The sequence below is a fragment of the Sunxiuqinia sp. genome (assembly GCF_055140945.1).
In genome coordinates, this window is sequence record NZ_JBSQYS010000008.1 from 77608 (window position 1) to 95225 (window position 17618).

The window sequence follows — 17618 nt, forward strand, 5'->3', positions numbered from 1 at the left end:
TCACCTGATTGAAAAACATTTAGCAGCTCGTTTCATCTAATTACAAACTGAAAATGATCGCTAACCGTTTCTTACAAAAAACTATAATTCTCGGAGTACGATAGCATTTGAGCAGTATAATCGTCAGCATAAGCCACCTCTACTGCAATCACCTCTCCTTGTTCATTCTCTTTAAGGCTTAATTCAGGGTTCATAAATCCGGCGTATGGTGCAATATTCAGCTTTTTAAAACGCTCCAATACTTCCTGATGCATATCTGCATCAACTTTCACCCCATATGTTTCGACCAATTTAGCAGCAGCCTTAAGATCTCCCTCCGATTTTATTCGCTGAACTTCGGCGAGTAGAGTCCCAAACATGTCTCGTAACTTTTTATGATCGTTAATTTTGACATATGTTTTACCATTCTTTTTGATCCACTCCACCACATTTTCAGCTTTGCCATGTTCAAAACACCAACGCGCAATGAGCTGGCGGTTACGCATATGCGATTCTTCTATATCCTTTCCCTGCTCTACCCGGGTCAGCTGAGTAATTAATCCAACACGCAGGTACGAATCGTATTCAGCCATCCCCGATTCTTCAGATGGCACCAAGCCCAGTTCCAACAACTTTTCATCCATGGCATAATAGAGTGCAAATAGGTCGGCCCGGGTTTCCTCAATCGTCGAATAGTAATTTTTCAAATCCTCCGGCTTTGCGCCAGGCATCATCTTCCCTGAGCCGTGCCCTAAACATTCATGCAAATCAACATGCAAATTGCCCGCCTTGTAGCCATATTTTTTTGCTCGTGCTACTTCTTGCTCCGAGGCTGCAAATTCTTCAATCAGGCCATTACCCAGCGAATCGAGAAAATACGATTTGGTGATATTTTCAATCGTTACCGATTTAGAACCATAATCTTCTCTGATCCAGTCGGAATTGGGTAAATTAATACCAATTGGTGTGTGCGGATAACAATCGCCGCCAAGCATGGCTACATGAATAACCTTGGCACTTACGCCTTTTACTTCTTTCTTTTTGAATGCTTCATTTACCGGCGAATGCCGCTCGAACCATGCCGCATTTTCGGACAAAATCGTTGCCCTTTTAGTTCCCTCCAAATCCTTATAGTTAACAATAGATTCCCAGCTTCCTTTAATGCCCAGCGGATCGCCATACACTTCAATAAAGCCATTGATAAAATCAACTTGTCCCTCCAGCTCTTTCACCCATAAAACACTGCAATCGTCAAACTTCTTGAGATCACCAGTCTGGTAGAATTCAATCAACTTGCGGATATGCTGCTTCTGAAGTTCGTTTTCTGCAACAGGAATTGCCTGCTCCAGCCAATAACAAATTTGCTCTATCGGCTTTCCATATTGCCCATCAACCTTCCAGACAATCTCAGTCAACTCCTCGTTTTCTTTTACCAATTGCGAATTCAACCCCAACGGCGGAGCTTTCTCCCCGGCTTCCTGGTTTTTAGTTCTATAGAATTCTTCTGCTTCTTCCTGCGTCACATCCCGATAATAATTCATCGCCGAAGCTTCCAACAAATCTTTTGAACTATCAAGGCTTACACGCTTTTTTTCGCGTTCTGGGTTCGTAATCACATCAACCAAATCATCAACTTCATCAATGTGCTTAAAGTCGGAAAGGTCAGAATCTGAGATTAACTGCTTCAATTCTTCAGCCGAAAAACCAGACAAAATTTTATCCATCGAATAATGATGATGCACGCCATTGGCAAACCAAATTCGTTTCAAATAGATATGAAATTGTTGAAACAGCACACTTCCCCGATCTCCGGAATACGTTTTATAGATGATCTCTGCCAGTTTTCGAACTCTCAGATTGTATTTGTTGTTCTGATCCCACAAAATATCGCGCCCGCACAAGGCTGCTTTCGACAAATAATAAATATACTTTTTTTGTTGAAGGCTCAGGTTTTCAAAGCCTATCAGTTCATATCGTAGTATTTTTAAGTCGGCAAATTTTTCTGCAAACACATTCATAGTTTTCCTTCTTTTTTCAGTTCGTTGTATCGTTCTTCTAACAATTCCGATCGTTTTAAAGTTCTTTTGATCCAGCTCAATTTTATCGTTGCTTTTTCCTCATCCGTCAAGCTCCAATCGATGTTCGAATCTCCATGCATTTTATAGGTCAAATAATGCAAAATGATGGCTGCAGAAACCGATATATTAAAGCTTTCGGTAAAACCGTACATGGGAATTTTCAAAAATTCATCCGCCTCCTGTTTTACCACATCAGAAATTCCTGTCAGTTCGGTTCCAAAAAAAAGAGCAGCTTTTCCTTTGGCTAAATCGAAATCTTCAAGATTTGTATCACCATCATGTGGAGTAGTTGCAACAATCCGGTATCCTTGCTGCCGCAAATACTGAATCGCATCCAAGCTATTGTTTTCCTGTCCCTGGTATTTCTTTACTGTTAGCCATTTTGATGCCCCCATGGCCACTTCCCGATCAACCGTGAATTCATTCCGATTTTCGATGACATGCAAATCCTGCAACCCAAAACAATCGACTGAGCGAAGCACAGCACTTGCATTTTGGGGTTGAAAAATATCTTCCAATACAACCGTAAGGTAGCGAGTTCGTTGTTCCAGGACTTTTTCAAAAAGTGCCTTTCGTTCCGGTGTCAGGCACTCCGTTAGGTATTCAATGAGTTGGTAATCCATAAATCAATCGTACTTGAAATAGAGTAAGTAAGCTTTGGCGGGTAAAAATAATCAATTTTTAAACTTTTAAGCTGACTCAAAATTTGTTTTACACCTGGCGTATCCTGGATATTTTCAACCATCTGTTGGCAATTAAAAACCCGATCAGTAGCTTTTCATCATTTTTCGTGCTTCTCTTTAGGAATAATGCGTAATTTGCAACAAATAGATAAAATCATGGATATAAAACTAGCCGTATTAATTGATGGCGACAATATACCGTCAGCCCACGTAAAAGAGATGATGGAGGAAATTGCCAAGTATGGCAACCCGACGATCAAACGCATATATGGCGACTGGACTAAACCCAATTTAACACGATGGAAAAACCTATTGTTGGAAAACGCCATCACCCCCATCCAACAATATGGCTATACCACAGGGAAAAATGCCACTGACTCGGCCATGATTATTGATGCCATGGACATTCTTTATTCGGAGAAAGTGGATGGTTTTTGTCTGGTATCGAGCGATAGTGACTTTACCCGACTGGCAACCCGCTTGCGCGAAGCCGGCATGAAGGTGATTGGAATTGGTGAGAAAAAAACACCAGAACCATTCATTGTCGCTTGCGATAAGTTTATTTACATTGAAATCTTGAAAACCGAACCTGAAGAAAGTGAGTCTGCGACACCTACCAGTCAGGCAACTCCCAAAAACAATGTCGACAAGATTACTCCCAAGGTCATCCGATTAATTTCAGGCTCTATTTCTGATTTGGCAGACGATGATGGGTGGGCTTTCCTTGGCGATGTGGGTAATCTCATTCAGAAAAAACAACCGAATTTCGATTCCCGAAACTACGGTTTTCAAAAACTGACACCACTAATCAAGTCCATTAAAAACTTTGAAATTGAACAGCGGGAGAACACCAAAGGACAACTGAAACTGATTTATGTAAAGATAAAGGAAAAGCAAAAATCAAGACGTTAATTAATTTGTATCTGATTGAAAGGAGGCGGAGTTTGGTCTAAAATTTTGTTTTACACTGCCACTCTTTCAAAAACTAAACGATAAACTCAATACACAAAGCAATCATTAGTCATATCTGTAACGAAATAAAAATCCGGAAGAAGCTGCTTTAAAATTTTGGCTAACTGTGTTTTTCCTTTTCAATTCTAGCTTTTCCTTCATTCGGATGCTTTACCGAAATATTTTTTTGCAAAATGATGGAGTTGGGAACGGTAATCCGGTCTCCTTCGGCGGAAATGATATGAACAAAGAAAAAGGTGACATCATCGATTTTCCCTTCAATAATAAAATCTTTTTCAAGAATACGTATGTGATCTCCAAGTTTTAGGGGATGGTTAAAATAAAGGATTAATCCGGCAGTAATGTTGGATAAAAGTGACCATTGAGCAAAAAAAGCGATTCCCAGGATTGTCAGTACGGAAGAAATGAATAGCAGCAGTTTTTCTTTTTCTATTCCCCAAATACCAGTTAATGCAATGAGTGCACTCATAATGATGAATAAATTCATGATCTTGATGGTCATCCTTCGGCGCTGCAAGGAGAAATGAAATTTCTTCAGGGTTTTATTGATGGAGTGTTTAATGATAAACCGAATGGCAATCAGTAACAAGATGACAATGCCTGTTTCTATAATTTGTAATTTGTAGGTTTCCATGGTATGTTTTGCTTTGAAGCAAAAATAGTGAATTCGTTGAAACAAAAGTGATTTACTATGAAAAGAAAGAGGCCGGATAAACCGGCCTCAAAATCATTAAAATAAACCATCAACGGATAAATATCGTTCTCCGGTATCGTAGGCAAAAGTCAATATTTTTGAACCTTTGGGTAGCTCCTGAATCTTTTTGGAAACAGCTGCCAACGAAGCTCCTGACGAAATTCCGACGAATAAGGCTTCCTCTTTTGCAGCACGTTTGGCATAGTCAAAGGCTTCTTCTTTCGAAACAGACACAGTTCCGTCTAACAGGTCGGTTTTCAAGTTTTCAGGAATAAATCCGGCACCAATTCCCTGAATGGGGTGTGGACCAGGGCTTCCTCCTCCAATTACAGGAGAAGCTTCAGGCTCAACAGCATATGTTTTCAAATTGGGAAAGCTCTTTTTCAATACTTCACTAACTCCTGAAATGTGCCCGCCTGTACCAACACCGGTAATCAGGTAATCGAAACCTTCCGGGAAATCAGCCAAAATTTCTTGTGCCGTATGGTCGCGGTGAGCAGCAATATTTGCTTCATTGTCAAACTGAGACGGAATCCATGAATTTGGATTTTCGGCTGCAATTTCTTCGGCTTTCGAAATGGCTCCCTTCATCCCTTTTTCTTTTGGAGTAAGCACCAATTCGGCTCCATAGGCTGTTAGTATGCGGCGACGTTCAACTGACATTGATTCAGGCATTACCAAAATCAATTTATACTTTTTTACAGCGGCAACCAATGCCAGTCCAATTCCAGTGTTTCCAGAGGTTGGCTCTACAAGCAAGGTATCGGGTTTTAAAATGCCTTTGCTTTCAGCTTCTTCTACCATTTTTAAGGCGATACGATCTTTAATGCTACCGCCAGGATTTGTTTTTTCCAGTTTCACATACACTTCATATCCATCAGGATAAAGGTTATTCACTCGAACTAGTGGAGAATTTCCAATTGTTTCTAAGATGTTGTTAAATTTCATACTTATTTGTTTTTAAATGGTTTTATTCAAAAAAAAAAGCCTTCCAGTTACTGGAAGGCTTGCTTATATCTTTTAGACTATCATTTCTTTAACTTAAACATACCTTCCCCATATTGTATTTCATACAACAACAAACACACATATTTGAGAAGGAATAACTCATAAGAAAGTTTTTCGTTTTGCTTATCTGGAACAATTATAAATAAAATATCTGAATAAAATACAATTTGATCTGAATTAATTTTTATAAAAAAGCCATTTAACAATTTCTTTAAGATTGACTTTCTTGCCGTACATTAAAATTCCGGTACGGTATATCTTTCCTGCCACCCAAATTGTTCCATAAATTGAAGCCACCAAGATGCCCATTGATAGCAGCAGCTCCCAGACTGGCAGTCCGTATGGCACCCTAACCATCATGATAACCGGCGAAGTGAATGGAATCATGGAAGCCCAAAACGCCAGCGTACCTTCCGGGTTTTTAACTACCGGAAATAAAATAATAATTGAAAAAATAAGTGGAATTGTCACCGGGAGCATTAATTGTTGTGCTTCTTCTTCATGGTCGACTGCTGCGCCTACGGCTCCCATCAACGAGGAATACATCAGGAATCCTCCGAGGAAGTAGAAAATGAATGATCCAATAATGAGCGGAATATTTAAATTGCCGATTAAATCGATGATGTTTAAAACCGCATTTTCCTGAATTTGTGGAGATGAGGCCATCATGTTTTGCGATTGCTTAAGCATTTCTGCCTGATCCGGTGCAAGAAACATTTGTAGTCCGCTAACAATTAAAAACATCAAAATCAACCAGAAAGCCAATTGCGTTAATCCAACTAAGCCAATGCCTATAATTTTACCAAACATCAATTGAATTGGTTTGACTGACGAAATAATCACTTCGACAATCCGGCTTGATTTTTCTTCCATAACGCCACGCATAACCATGGCTCCATAAATGAATACAAACATGTAGATCAGAAATCCGGCAGCATATCCAACTCCCATGGCCAATTCGGTAGAGCTTTTGACCGCTTCTCCTTTTTCGCCAACCTTAAGCGTTTCCAAATTAATACTTGTTCGTGCTGCCGACAGCTTTTCCTCTAGATCCGGAATGCCCGAACCATCAATGATAACAGCTTTTTTATCTGCTTCGATAAGGTTTTCGAGCTTACGGCCAATCATATTTTTAATGTCGAAAGTTACCTGTTTGTCCGACAGCAACTGGGCTTTGTTCGTTGCTAAAATATCTGATGGAATGTACAGGACGGCGTAATAACTGCTTGACTTAATGTCTTGTTGAATATGCTCAAATTCGGCTTGCGGGATGGTGGAAAAACGGGTAAATTCGGTATTTTCTATTCGCCCCGAGTACTGGTCTGTCGCATCGTAAACTCCAATTGTTCGTTGTTCTTCGTCGTTTTGCATGGCCAGCCAGGCAGGTAAAATCGTGAACCCCGCAAAGATGAATGGGACAAGTAGCGTCAGGATGATAAATGATTTTTTACGGACCCGGGTTAAATATTCTCGTTTTAATATTAGTAGTGACTTGTTCATCTCAATATAGTTTGAAGTTTTTAAAGGTATTTGATGGAATTCGCTTGTAATCTTCCGCTAATGTGTTTGCACTTTTGTGTGCTCGTTTCATGCGGTTTGTTTTTTAGGGTTGGCTTGTCCTACAACTTGGATAAACACTTCGTTCATTGAAGGAATAACTTCGCGGAATGAACGGATTTCCATTTTTTGCATGAGCATTTGAAGTAAATCGTTACTGGTCATTTCTTTCTCAAGTCGGAATTTTACCCGCTGACTAAGGCCTTTTAACTCGTAATCAATCAGCTGAAAACCATTTCTTGAAAACTCCGAAGTAACGTCATGCGGAACAGTCGTTTCTATCTCATAAATATCTTGTTTGTAACTTTCCTTAATTTCATCAATTGGGCCATCCAATATTTTTTTCGATTGATTGATTAGCGCAATATGATCACAAGTTTCTTCGACTGAAGCCATATTGTGAGTAGAAAAAATAATGGTGGCTCCCTGATTTTTCAAATCAAGAATTTCATTTTTAAGCAAATTCGCATTGATGGGGTCAAATCCACTGAACGGCTCGTCAAAAATCAATAATTTAGGTTTGTGAACAACCGTTATAATGAACTGGATCTTTTGCTGCATCCCTTTCGAAAGCTCTTCAACCTTTTTATTCCACCAGGCTTGAATTTCGAATTTCTCGAACCAATACTTGAGGCTTTTTAGAGCATCTCTTTTGCTGAGTCCTTTTAGTTGTGCCAGATATAAGGCTTGCTCGCCAACTTTCATCTTTTTGTAAAGTCCTCGTTCTTCGGGCAGATAGCCGATGTGTTGAATGTCGTTGGCTTTCAGCTTACGACCAAACAACTGCACTTCTCCTGCATCCGGAGCTGTAATTTGGTTTATTATTCGTATTAAGGTTGTTTTCCCGGCTCCGTTTGGCCCCAGTAATCCAAATATGCTTTGCTCTTTTGTCGAAATGCTCACTCCGTCGAGTGCCCGGTGACCGGCATAATCTTTGGTAACATTGGTCGCTTTAAAAATTTCCATGAGTTTGTTTTTGTATTGAATGTAGCTTTATCTGCGATTAGAAAATAAAAATATACAAATTTAGTAAAACAGACTAATCTGGAAGATGATTTTCGGTGAATGCAGGATCTGAATCCATGAGCGACCCTATTGGTACTTGGAAGTCGCTCTTTTACTTCAAATTAATTTACCTGTGTTACTCCTCCTGAAACAACAAACTTCATGGCTTCGGAAGGTGCCATGTTTAGAGACTTAACAGCCAATGAGTCGATCACATACAGTTCGCCGGAAAAGTTATAAGAGTGAGGAAAGTATACGGCTACCATGCCCTCCATGCCAAGTTCGGCCATGCTTTGTTGGGTGATAAAGCCTATTTTCCACAATCGATTTTCTTTGTTAATTTCAACCAAGACTGGTTGATTAAACTTTTTTTCTTTCCCAACAAAGGCAGAAAACAGGTCAACCAACGAGCTGTAGATGACTTTCAAAAGGGGGGCTCTTTTTAAAATACGATCGCTCAATACTTTAAATGGGCTGGCAACAATGTAATTACCCAATAATCCAAGGGCAGCAACAAGAATGAAAATGACTACCAGCCCTAACCCGGGGATGGCATAGCCAAACCAACTCGCCAGCTGGTCGCGAAGCAAGCCGTCAACAAAATCAAAAATGAGAAAAACAATGTAAACTGTAATCGCAATGGGAGCTACTAGAACCAGTCCCTGCATGAAATAGGTAAAAAGCTTTTTCATTATTCTGATATTAAAGTTTTCGTTTTGTTCGATCCGAAAGTTACAAAATATACCCGTGGTCGAATTAAGATCATCAATAATAAATATTGAAGTCGACAACAGATTATTCCTCTCTTGCGGCTACTGCTGAATTAACAATTGTTATATTATTTAGTAGTGTGTATTTGAACTTCATTCAGATGGGTGTTGTTATTCTTTCAACTGCCTTCTATTAAGGTGTTGAAATACTAACAGATAGGTTCATGATTGATGTCGGAGAGTTTAAATGCGAATGTGAAAAGAAAATAGATCGAAGAACAGGAATTGTGATGTTGATCGTCATATTTATTGTTGGCTGTTCGCCAAAAACAACGACTAACTCGATACCTATTCAACGCTCAGCAGCATTTTCGGATACAGGTACAGCCACCCTCTCTGAAAAGTGGTGGAAAGCATTTAATGATCCGCAATTAAATCAGTTAGTCGACAGTGCGCTGTATTCTAATTTTGACTTAAAGACCACATGGGAGCGTTTAAAAGCGGCACAGGCGGTGGTTAAACGTCAGTCATCCAACTACTATCCTTTTGTTGATGCTTCACTACGAGCGGAAAAAAACAGATCTCAATCACAGTTTCGAGACAGTGAAGTCTTACAGCTAGGGCTTAGCGCCGATTATGAGGTTGATCTGTGGGGGAAAATCAAGTCAAGTGTTCAGGCTGAACGATATCGAGCTCAGGCGTCATACGCAGATTTTCAAACGGCCGCCCTATCTCTTTCTGCAGAAATTGCAACAACCTGGTTTCAGTTAATTGAAGCGAAAAATCAACTCAAATTGGCTTCCTCGCAGGTTGATATTAACGAACAAGTCCTACGATCGATTAAAGCACGATTTGGATATGGACAAGTTCGGGGAGTGGATATTCTTCGGCAGCAGCAGTTGTTGGAAGCAACCCGTGAACGCGAACTCGCAGCTAAAGTCCGATTAAAATTACTGGAGCACCAGTTAGCCGTTTTGCTTGGAGAAACGCCCACAGAGAATTTGTCACTGGCGTTGGATAGTTTGCCAGATCTTCCGCCGCTACCACAAACTGGCTTGCCGGTTGAATTAGTAGAGCGGCGACCTGATGTGCAAAATGCCTATAATTTGTTGCAGGCTGCTGATCGGGATTTGGCTGCTGCAATCAGTAATCGTTATCCCCGTCTCAATATTTCAGCTTCCATTTCAACGGCTGCAATCAATGCTGATAAGTTGTTTGATGATTGGGCCTATTCTGTTGCCGGCAATTTGCTCGCGCCCCTGTTTTACGGAAGGCAAATCAATGCGGAAATTGAACGCTCAGAAGCGATTAGAAATCAATATCTGTATGGATACGGGCAAGCTGTTTTAACCGCATTCCGGGAGGTTGAGGACGCCTTGGTACAGGAAGCAATGCAGCAGCAAACAATTGCCAATCTGAAGGAGCAGGTTAAGTTGTCAGAAAAAACCTACAAACAGCTACAGTTGGAGTATTTTAACGGGATGAGCAATTATTTGGATGTGTTGACTGCACTGAATGCGCAACAAGAATTGCAACGCAGCTTGCTGGCAGCCAATCTAACGCTTTTGGAATATCGAATTTTGCTTTATCGGGCATTGGCTGGAGGATTCGACTTACGGCTTGAAAAAGTATCTGAAACAGGAGATGTTTTAGAAGGGAAATAATCTTTTTAAATTAAGTATTAAAAGAACCGAGAATATATGAATTCGAAAAAGACACTTATTATTAGCGGACTTATTCTGCTGGTAGCAGCGGGAGTAACGCTCATCATTTTTTCAACAGAACCGAAGGCAAAAAGAGAAGGGGCAACGAAGCAAACCGCAATGTTGGTCGATGTTGTTGGTGTTGATCGTGGAAATTTTCGGCCTGTTATTGTTGCTACCGGCGTAGTCGTTGCGGAGCAGGATGTTAACCTGAGTTCGCAAGTTGGAGGAGAGGTTATTTTTCGTTCGGATGTATTTACTCCCGGTGGTTTTGTAAAAAAAGGAGAAACTTTACTTCGGATAAATTCCGCTGATTATCAGAACGCGTTGCAAATGCGGCAAAGTGAATTGCATCAGGCACAGGCAGATCTCGACATGGAAATGGGACGACAGCAGGTGGCAAAGCAAGATTTAGAACTAGTTAGCGATGCACTCAAAGGGCAAAACCAATCGTTGGTACTTCGAGAACCTCAGTTAAATGCAGTTAAAGCAAGGATTGAGTCAGCAGAAGCATCTGTCCGACAGGCAGAGCTGGATTTGTCGCGTACCAGCATAAGAGCACCCTTTGATGCGCATATTATCAACCGGAATGTCAATGTTGGCTCCCAAGTGGCTCGGGGCGAAAACCTAGGCCGACTGGTTGGAATCGAGCATTATTGGGTCGAAACCAGTGTGCCATTAGCCAAGCTGCGGTGGATTTCTTTTCCTGATGATCATGAAAAAGCTTCAAGGGTCAAGGTGCGAAATCGTTCCGCCTGGACAGAAGATGAGTTTCGCACCGGACAAGTATCCCGGCTCATTGGTTCACTGGAAAATCAAACCCGCCTTGCACGCATACTGGTTGAAGTTTCTGACCCACTAGCAACAAAAAATAGCGGAGAACAGCCACTGATTTTAGGAGCCTTCATGGAAGTTAGTATTCAAGGAAAAGAAATTCCGGATGTGATACGATTGAGTCGCGATTACCTCCGGGCAAATCAAACAGTTTGGGTCATGGAGGATAAGAAGCTTCAAATTCGTGATGTCGATGTTATTCTTCAAGATGCCAATTACGCTTACATAACGGAAGGCTTGTCAAAGACAGATCAGGTTGTAACTACCAATTTATCCACTGTTGTGAATGGTGTTCGTTTACGAACCGAAAGTCAAGGTGAACAACAATCTTCCGGCGACAGTGAATCCCAAATGGAAGGAGGGAACGAGTAGATGGCCAATTCAACGAACGATCATACGAAGAAAAAAGAGTCAAAGGGAGCAATTGCATATATGGCTCGCAATTCAATTGCAGCGAATCTGCTTATGCTGATCTTGATTGGCGGAGGTATATGGACTATGCTCTATATTCAGAAAGAAGTGTTTCCCCAATTTCAGTTGGATATTGTTGAGGTGAGCGTTGTTTACCCGGGAGCAGCTCCCGAAGAGGTTGAAAAGGGAATATTAATGCCTGTTGAAGAAGCCGTTCGGGGAGTACAGGGAATCAAGGAGATTACCTCAACAGCCAGAGAAGGTTCTGGTCGTGTTGTCATTGAGCTGGTAACAGGCTCTGAGCGCATGAAAGCGTTTCAGGATATTGATCAGGCGGTGAATCGCATTCGCACATTTCCTGACGACATTGAAGAACCCGAAGTGGTTTTGCAGTCTCAGCAGCGCGATGTGATGGAGTTGGGTTTATACGGCGACGCCGATATTTGGACTTTAAGAAAGCTGGCCGAGCAATTGCGCGATATCCTACTGAGCACCAATGGCATCACCCAAGTAGAAATCGGTAATGTGCCTGATTATGTCACTCATGTAGAGATACCGCATCATAAGCTTAGGGAGTACAATTTAACGCTTGATGAAGTAGCATCCTTACTGGCACAGTCAAGCGAGGACATTCCTGCCGGAGCAGTAGAAACACAAACCGGCGAAATTCTCTTGCGAATGAAAGAACGCAAGCAGTGGGCCGAAGAGTTTGGGCAAATTGATATTATTACAGCGGCAAACGGAGCCCGAATAACGCTGGAAGACATCGCTGAGATAACCGATGGGTTCGAAGAAACGGGGTTTCACGGGCAATTTAACCAACAGCCTTCAGTTGAGTTGGAAATCTTCAGAGTGGGTGACCAGTCTCCTATGGATATTGCAGAGAAAGTCCAGCGCGTGTTGGCCGATTTTGAGCCATCACTTCCTCCTGGTGTAAAATATAGAATTGATAGCAATCGGGCCGAGGATTACCAGGAACGCTTATCGCTTTTGACGGAAAACGGAATTCTGGCGATCGTCATCGTTTTAATTATTCTAGCCTTATTTCTCGAGATTCGACTGGCATTCTGGGTCATGATGGGAATGGCAATCTCTTTTATTGGAGGAATCATGTTTCTGCCGTTAGCCGGGATTAGCATTAACATGATTTCGATGTTTGGTTTTTTAGTCGTTCTGGGAATTGTTGTAGACGATGCTATTGTTGTGGGTGAAAACATTTATGAAAAGCGACAGCAGGGAATGGGAAACATGGAGGCAGCTATTGCCGGGACGAAAGAAATTTCCAAGCCCGTTGTATTTAGTATTCTCACCAATATAATTGCCTTTATTCCACTTCTCTTTATCCCGGGAACTACCGGAAAATTTTGGTGGCCGATGTCGATGGTGGTTATCGTCGTCCTTGCCGTATCGCTTTTCGAAGCCTTATTTATTTTGCCTGCCCATTTGGGGCACAGTAATCCCAGGAGAAAAATTAAAATCGTTCAGCGGATCGAAGGTTTTCAACAGAAATTTGCGACTGGCTTCAATCGTTTTGTCGATCGCTATTATCGTCCATTTTTGGAAACCAGCTTGAAACACCGATACATTACCATTAGCTGCGCAATTGCGTTATTCCTAATTGTTGGTGGATATGCCTACAGCGACCACATGGGAGTTATCATGATGCCGGAAGTTGCTGCAGACGAAATAGAGGCAGGAGTGCGACTTCCGGTAGGAACAACTCCGGAACAGGCAGCGAAAGTGGCTGGTGAGATCACCCGGTCAACTCAAAAGATGTTCGACGAGCACAATCTGTACGAAGTTGCCGAAGGAATTAAAACCAATGTACGGGGACAGAGTTTCATTGATGTTGAAATTGTAATGTTGCCGCCGGATGAGCGCGATATGACAGCCCGGGATGTTATCGAACTTTGGCGTAATGAAATTGGCGACATTGAAGGAGTTGACCAGATTACTTTTGAAGCAGAAAGAGGGCCTGGCGGTTACCAGCAAGATATTAGTGTTGACTTAAGCCACTCAGATATTGATGTGTTGGAGAAAGCAAGCCAGGCATTTTTCGACCGGATGGAAGCCTATGAGGCGACTCGTGATGTGAGCGACAACTACAACAAAGGGAAGATGCAATATGATTTCAACCTTTTACCGGAGGGACGAAGCCTCGGGTTAACGCCCTCCGAAGTAGGACGGCAGGTTCGGAATGCATTTTACGGTGCTTTGGCCATGCGCCAATTGCGCGAAACCAATGAAATTGAAGTACGGGTTAAATTACCGTTGGAAGAAAGACAGGATATTCACCACTTAGAAGATTTTGTTATTCGGACACCGAATGGGGTGGAAGTTCCTCTTTTAGATGTCGTTGAGATGCAGCAAGGTGAAGCGTTCACATCAATTAATCGCCGGGATGGTCGTCGGGTGGTTAATGTAGGGATGGATGTTGAACCGGCCAATGCAACAACGCGAGTGTTGGCATCCATCAAAAGTGAAGAGTTGCCTCAATTGCGTGCTGACTTTCCCGGGATTACCTGGAGCTTTGAAGGCAGTCAGGCAGAAATGAGGGAGTCAACGCAGGCTTTGTGGGGCGGTTTTGCATTGGCCATGCTTATTATTTATGCACTGCTTGCTATCGCGTTTAATAATTACGTTCAGCCTTTGATTGTAATGACCGCCATTCCTTTCGGGATTGTTGGAGCTGTGATTGGCCACATCTTGCTCGGGTACGATTTGTCATTGATTAGCTTGATGGGGGTCATTGCACTGTCCGGTGTTGTTGTCAACGACTCATTGATTATGATTGACTATGCCAACCGAAAGCGGGAAGGTATGTCGGTATTTGATGCTATCCACGAGGCTGGCTTACGTCGTTTCCGCCCCATTATCCTGACTACATTTACGACCTTTGGTGGTCTAACTCCAATCATACTGGAAAGTTCGCGCCAAGCTTACTACCTCATTCCAATGGCCATTTCACTGGGGTTTGGAATTGTATTTGCGACTTCAATTATTCTGATTTTGGTTCCTTGCCTGTACATGATTTTGGAGGATGTGGTTAAAGCGGTAAAGCGTCAGAAAGAGCGTGTGGTTGCTTAAGCAAAATAGTTGGTATAAGGTCATTAGTTTTACTAATTTCCCAGTCTGAAACTTTAATTAAATTAACATGACAGGAACCGATGCGCAAGTGCAAATTCGTCAAATGAAAAAAGAAAATATCGCTGGAGCTGCCGATTTGGTTGCGAGAGCAATGAATGAAAATGAAGGAAAATGGGCTGATAAAACCATGAACTTTCATTTTGAATGTATGGAGAAAGGGATGGACGATGGACGTGATTATTACTTATGGTGGCAGAATGAGAATATACGGGGCATAGTTGGATTACATCATTACGAATGGGGACCACCGGAAAACGTTTGGCTCGCCTGGTTTGCTGTCGATCCGATGTTGCAAGGACAAGGTTTTGGAAAACGGTTGCTTGATGCTGTTCACGAAAAGGCTGGCGACTTGGGCTATCAGAAATTTTTCATAGAAACCTACTTGCATCCCGATTTCGAAAAGGCAATCCGGTTTTACAAAAAATATGGTTTCACCGAGCATGGGCGTATCGACAATTACCTGCCTGATGGATCACAAATGTTGGTGTTGGGAAAATCAATTTGACCGGGAAAAATTGAAATATCCGATCGTTAAATAAAACGCTCTAACGCTTCCATGAAAAGCTTAGGTTGTTCTGCGTGTAGCCAATGTCCGGCATTGGGGATTCGTTCGAATTTCACTTCCGGATAAATCTCTTTAATTTTTTTCTCGTCTTCGGCTGAAATGTAAGGTGACTTCTCGCCTTTAATAAAAAGAACCGGATAATTTAAAATCGGCATGCGGTCTTCCAACCAGCGGTAGTTGACACCGCTAATAATCTCATCAAGATGATCATACAAAACATCAACATTGATGCGACAATCGAATTTCTTCGTGTCCTTTTTCCGGTAAACGTTTTTGAGTAGAAACATCACCAAACTTTCATTGTCGAGTTTCAAGGTCAAAAAGTCGGCGATATCTTCACGCGAATCATATTGGTGAAGTCGAACTTCTTTCAGCGATTCTAAAATATGTTGATGTTGGTAATACTGCCCCTTTTCCTGTAGTTCGAAATAGTTTTTGGGTGCGATATCGGCAATAATCAGTTTGTCGACTTTTTCGGGGTATTCGGCAGCAAAAAAGATTGCTGTTTTTCCACCCATGCTATGACCAATCACAGCTGCTTTGTCGATCTGACGTTGTTCAAAGAAAGCGGCTAAATCTTCCGTCATGTCTTCGTAGGTGTGCGTTTCTGCATTGGGCGATCGACCGTGGTTGCGTTGGTCAACCATATAAACATGATAGCTTTTTCCCAGCTTTTTCCCTACGGTAAGCCAATTGTCTGACGACCCGTAAAGGCCGTGTAAAATTACGATAACTTGTTGGTTGTCTTCCCCTTCTTCCCGATAAAATAATTTCATAACTAATCGTGTTGTTTGTTCTGTTTAAGTTTAGTGATTAGTTGTTCGTTTACTTTTAAGGCTCGATGCACTCCAGGTATTCGTGAATAGTATCCCGAAGTCCCATATACAGCGCATCTGCTATTAAAGCATGCCCAATTGAAACTTCATCAATGTATGGAATCTTATCGATCAGGAATTTTAGGTTTTTTAAGCTGAGATCGTGTCCGGCATTAATGCCCAAGCCTAATTCTTTGGCCAGTTTGGCAGCTTCAACAAAAGGAGCTACTGCTTTATCGGGATCAGATAAATACATGCTGGCATACGGCTCGGTGTACAACTCAATGCGGTCGGCTCCTACTTTCGCAGCACCTTCAACAGCTTTTAAATCAGGATCCACAAAAATTGATGTGCGAATTCCGACAGCTTTAAAGCGTCTGATAACATCAACCAGAAAATCGTGGTGCTCCACGGTGTTCCACCCATGATCCGAAGTGAGTTGCCCGGGCTGATCCGGAACTAACGTAGCCTGATCGGCTTTAATATCGGTCACCAAACGAATAAAATCTTCCGAAGGGTATCCCTCAATGTTAAATTCGGTGGTAATGTGAGGTTTAATATCATAAACATCCTGACGGGTAATGTGCCGTTCGTCGGGGCGTGGATGCACAGTAATTCCCTCAGCACCAAATTTCTGACAGTATATTGCAGCATCAAGTACACTGGGCATTTTGCCTCCCCGCGAATTTCTTAATGTTGCTATTTTGTTTATATTTACACTAAGTCTGGTCATAATGATCGAATAAGGGCTGCAAGTTACAATTTAGAATTGAAACAAATAAAAAATTGATCGCAAAAGAACTCATATCAGATGTTATCCCATCGCTCAGACTCTCCGATGACGGGCAGAAAGCGTTGAATTGGATGGAGATTTTCCGAATATCGCATCTTCCGGTGGTTGATGGTCATGAGTACCTTGGCTTAATTTCGGACAAGGCCGTTTATGACCTGGATTTAATTGAGGTGAAAATGGAAGATTGCCGCGATCATTTACTACAACCCCATGTGCACATTAATCAGCATATCTACGAAGTGGCTTCAATAATGTCTGAGTTAAAATTAACGCTTGTTCCGGTGTTAGATTTGAAGCATACTTATCAAGGGGTAATTTCGGTTCTGGATTTGTCGAAAAAACTGGCAAGCCTGATGGCAGTGCATGAGCCTGGAGGAATCATTGTATTGGAACTCACTCCACTGGATTATTCGCTGTCGCAAATTGCCCAGATTGTTGAGTCTAATGATGCCAAGATTTTGAGCATATACACCTACAAAGGAGAAGGCCCCAACGATTTTTTAGTTACCCTGAAAGTAAATCAGGTTGACCTTTCACGAATAATACAGACCTTTGTGCGGTATGACTATTCGATTCGGTCAGTATTTATGGATGATTCAATCCTGAATAATACTTACGACGACCGCTTTGATCAATTAATGAAATATATGAATATTTAGTGCCG

General features: G+C 41.8%; 15 protein-coding genes. 6 read left to right on the plus strand and 9 right to left on the minus strand.

Translation table 11 applies throughout. The annotated features are described in order from the left end of the window. Positions 1 to 71: 71 nt before the first annotated feature. Together ACTB00_RS05285 and ACTB00_RS05290 are read right to left on the minus strand one after the other, a co-directional pair. Positions 72 to 1997, minus strand: a complete 1926-nt coding sequence (locus ACTB00_RS05285; RefSeq protein ID WP_463298891.1) for a dipeptidyl-peptidase 3 family protein — start codon at positions 1995 to 1997, stop codon at positions 72 to 74. Then, complete coding sequence (locus tag ACTB00_RS05290; RefSeq protein WP_463298892.1) at positions 1994 to 2680, minus strand: TrmH family RNA methyltransferase; 687 nt, start codon at positions 2678 to 2680, stop codon at positions 1994 to 1996. Before ACTB00_RS05290 ends, ACTB00_RS05285 begins: the two co-directional genes overlap by 4 nt. Before the next feature lie 216 nt (positions 2681 to 2896). Between ACTB00_RS05290 and ACTB00_RS05295 the strand changes: the two genes are divergently transcribed. Continuing rightward, complete coding sequence (locus ACTB00_RS05295) at positions 2897 to 3652, plus strand: NYN domain-containing protein (protein ID WP_463298893.1); 756 nt, start codon at positions 2897 to 2899, stop codon at positions 3650 to 3652. A gap of 160 nt (positions 3653 to 3812) precedes the next feature. Here the strand turns inward: ACTB00_RS05295 and ACTB00_RS05300 are convergent, their stop codons facing one another. From ACTB00_RS05300 to ACTB00_RS05320, 5 genes are all read right to left on the minus strand, one after another. Next, on the minus strand, positions 3813 to 4346 hold the full coding sequence (locus ACTB00_RS05300) for a mechanosensitive ion channel domain-containing protein (RefSeq protein WP_463298894.1): 534 nt from the start codon (positions 4344 to 4346) through the stop codon (positions 3813 to 3815). 96 nt (positions 4347 to 4442) lie between these two features. Beyond that, the gene (gene cysK, locus ACTB00_RS05305) at positions 4443 to 5354 is read right to left on the minus strand and encodes a cysteine synthase A (protein ID WP_463298895.1); all 912 of its coding nucleotides are present in this window, start codon (positions 5352 to 5354) and stop codon (positions 4443 to 4445) included. A 237-nt stretch (positions 5355 to 5591) separates the two neighbouring features. After that, positions 5592 to 6914, minus strand: a complete 1323-nt coding sequence (locus ACTB00_RS05310) for an ABC transporter permease (protein ID WP_463298896.1) — start codon at positions 6912 to 6914, stop codon at positions 5592 to 5594. 87 nt (positions 6915 to 7001) lie between these two features. Further along, on the minus strand, positions 7002 to 7937 hold the full coding sequence (locus tag ACTB00_RS05315; RefSeq protein WP_463298897.1) for an ABC transporter ATP-binding protein: 936 nt from the start codon (positions 7935 to 7937) through the stop codon (positions 7002 to 7004). Between the two features lie 161 nt (positions 7938 to 8098). Beyond that, complete coding sequence (locus tag ACTB00_RS05320; protein ID WP_463298898.1) at positions 8099 to 8668, minus strand: DUF502 domain-containing protein; 570 nt, start codon at positions 8666 to 8668, stop codon at positions 8099 to 8101. Between the two features lie 242 nt (positions 8669 to 8910). Here ACTB00_RS05320 and ACTB00_RS05325 point away from each other — a divergent pair, with 242 nt between their 5' ends. From ACTB00_RS05325 to ACTB00_RS05340, 4 genes are all read left to right on the plus strand, one after another. Beyond that, entirely contained in the window at positions 8911 to 10350 is a 1440-nt protein-coding gene (locus ACTB00_RS05325; protein ID WP_463298899.1) for an efflux transporter outer membrane subunit, read from the plus strand. Between the two features lie 36 nt (positions 10351 to 10386). Further along, the gene (locus ACTB00_RS05330) at positions 10387 to 11595 is read left to right on the plus strand and encodes an efflux RND transporter periplasmic adaptor subunit (RefSeq protein ID WP_463298900.1); all 1209 of its coding nucleotides are present in this window, start codon (positions 10387 to 10389) and stop codon (positions 11593 to 11595) included. After that, complete coding sequence (locus ACTB00_RS05335; protein WP_463298901.1) at positions 11596 to 14721, plus strand: efflux RND transporter permease subunit; 3126 nt, start codon at positions 11596 to 11598, stop codon at positions 14719 to 14721. It begins immediately after the preceding gene. Positions 14722 to 14788: 67 nt separating this feature from the next. Next, complete coding sequence (locus ACTB00_RS05340; protein WP_463298902.1) at positions 14789 to 15286, plus strand: GNAT family N-acetyltransferase; 498 nt, start codon at positions 14789 to 14791, stop codon at positions 15284 to 15286. Between the two features lie 26 nt (positions 15287 to 15312). Here ACTB00_RS05340 and ACTB00_RS05345 read toward each other — a convergent pair whose 3' ends face one another. Further along, positions 15313 to 16122 (minus strand): alpha/beta fold hydrolase, encoded by an 810-nt coding sequence (locus ACTB00_RS05345; protein WP_463298903.1) that lies wholly within the window; start codon positions 16120 to 16122, stop codon positions 15313 to 15315. A gap of 55 nt (positions 16123 to 16177) precedes the next feature. After that, on the minus strand, positions 16178 to 16894 hold the full coding sequence (locus ACTB00_RS05350; protein ID WP_463298904.1) for a pyridoxine 5'-phosphate synthase: 717 nt from the start codon (positions 16892 to 16894) through the stop codon (positions 16178 to 16180). Between the two features lie 53 nt (positions 16895 to 16947). On the opposite strand from ACTB00_RS05350, the gene ACTB00_RS05355 reads away from it, so the two are divergent. Beyond that, the gene (locus tag ACTB00_RS05355; RefSeq protein WP_463298905.1) at positions 16948 to 17613 is read left to right on the plus strand and encodes a CBS domain-containing protein; all 666 of its coding nucleotides are present in this window, start codon (positions 16948 to 16950) and stop codon (positions 17611 to 17613) included. Positions 17614 to 17618: the final 5 nt, after the last annotated feature.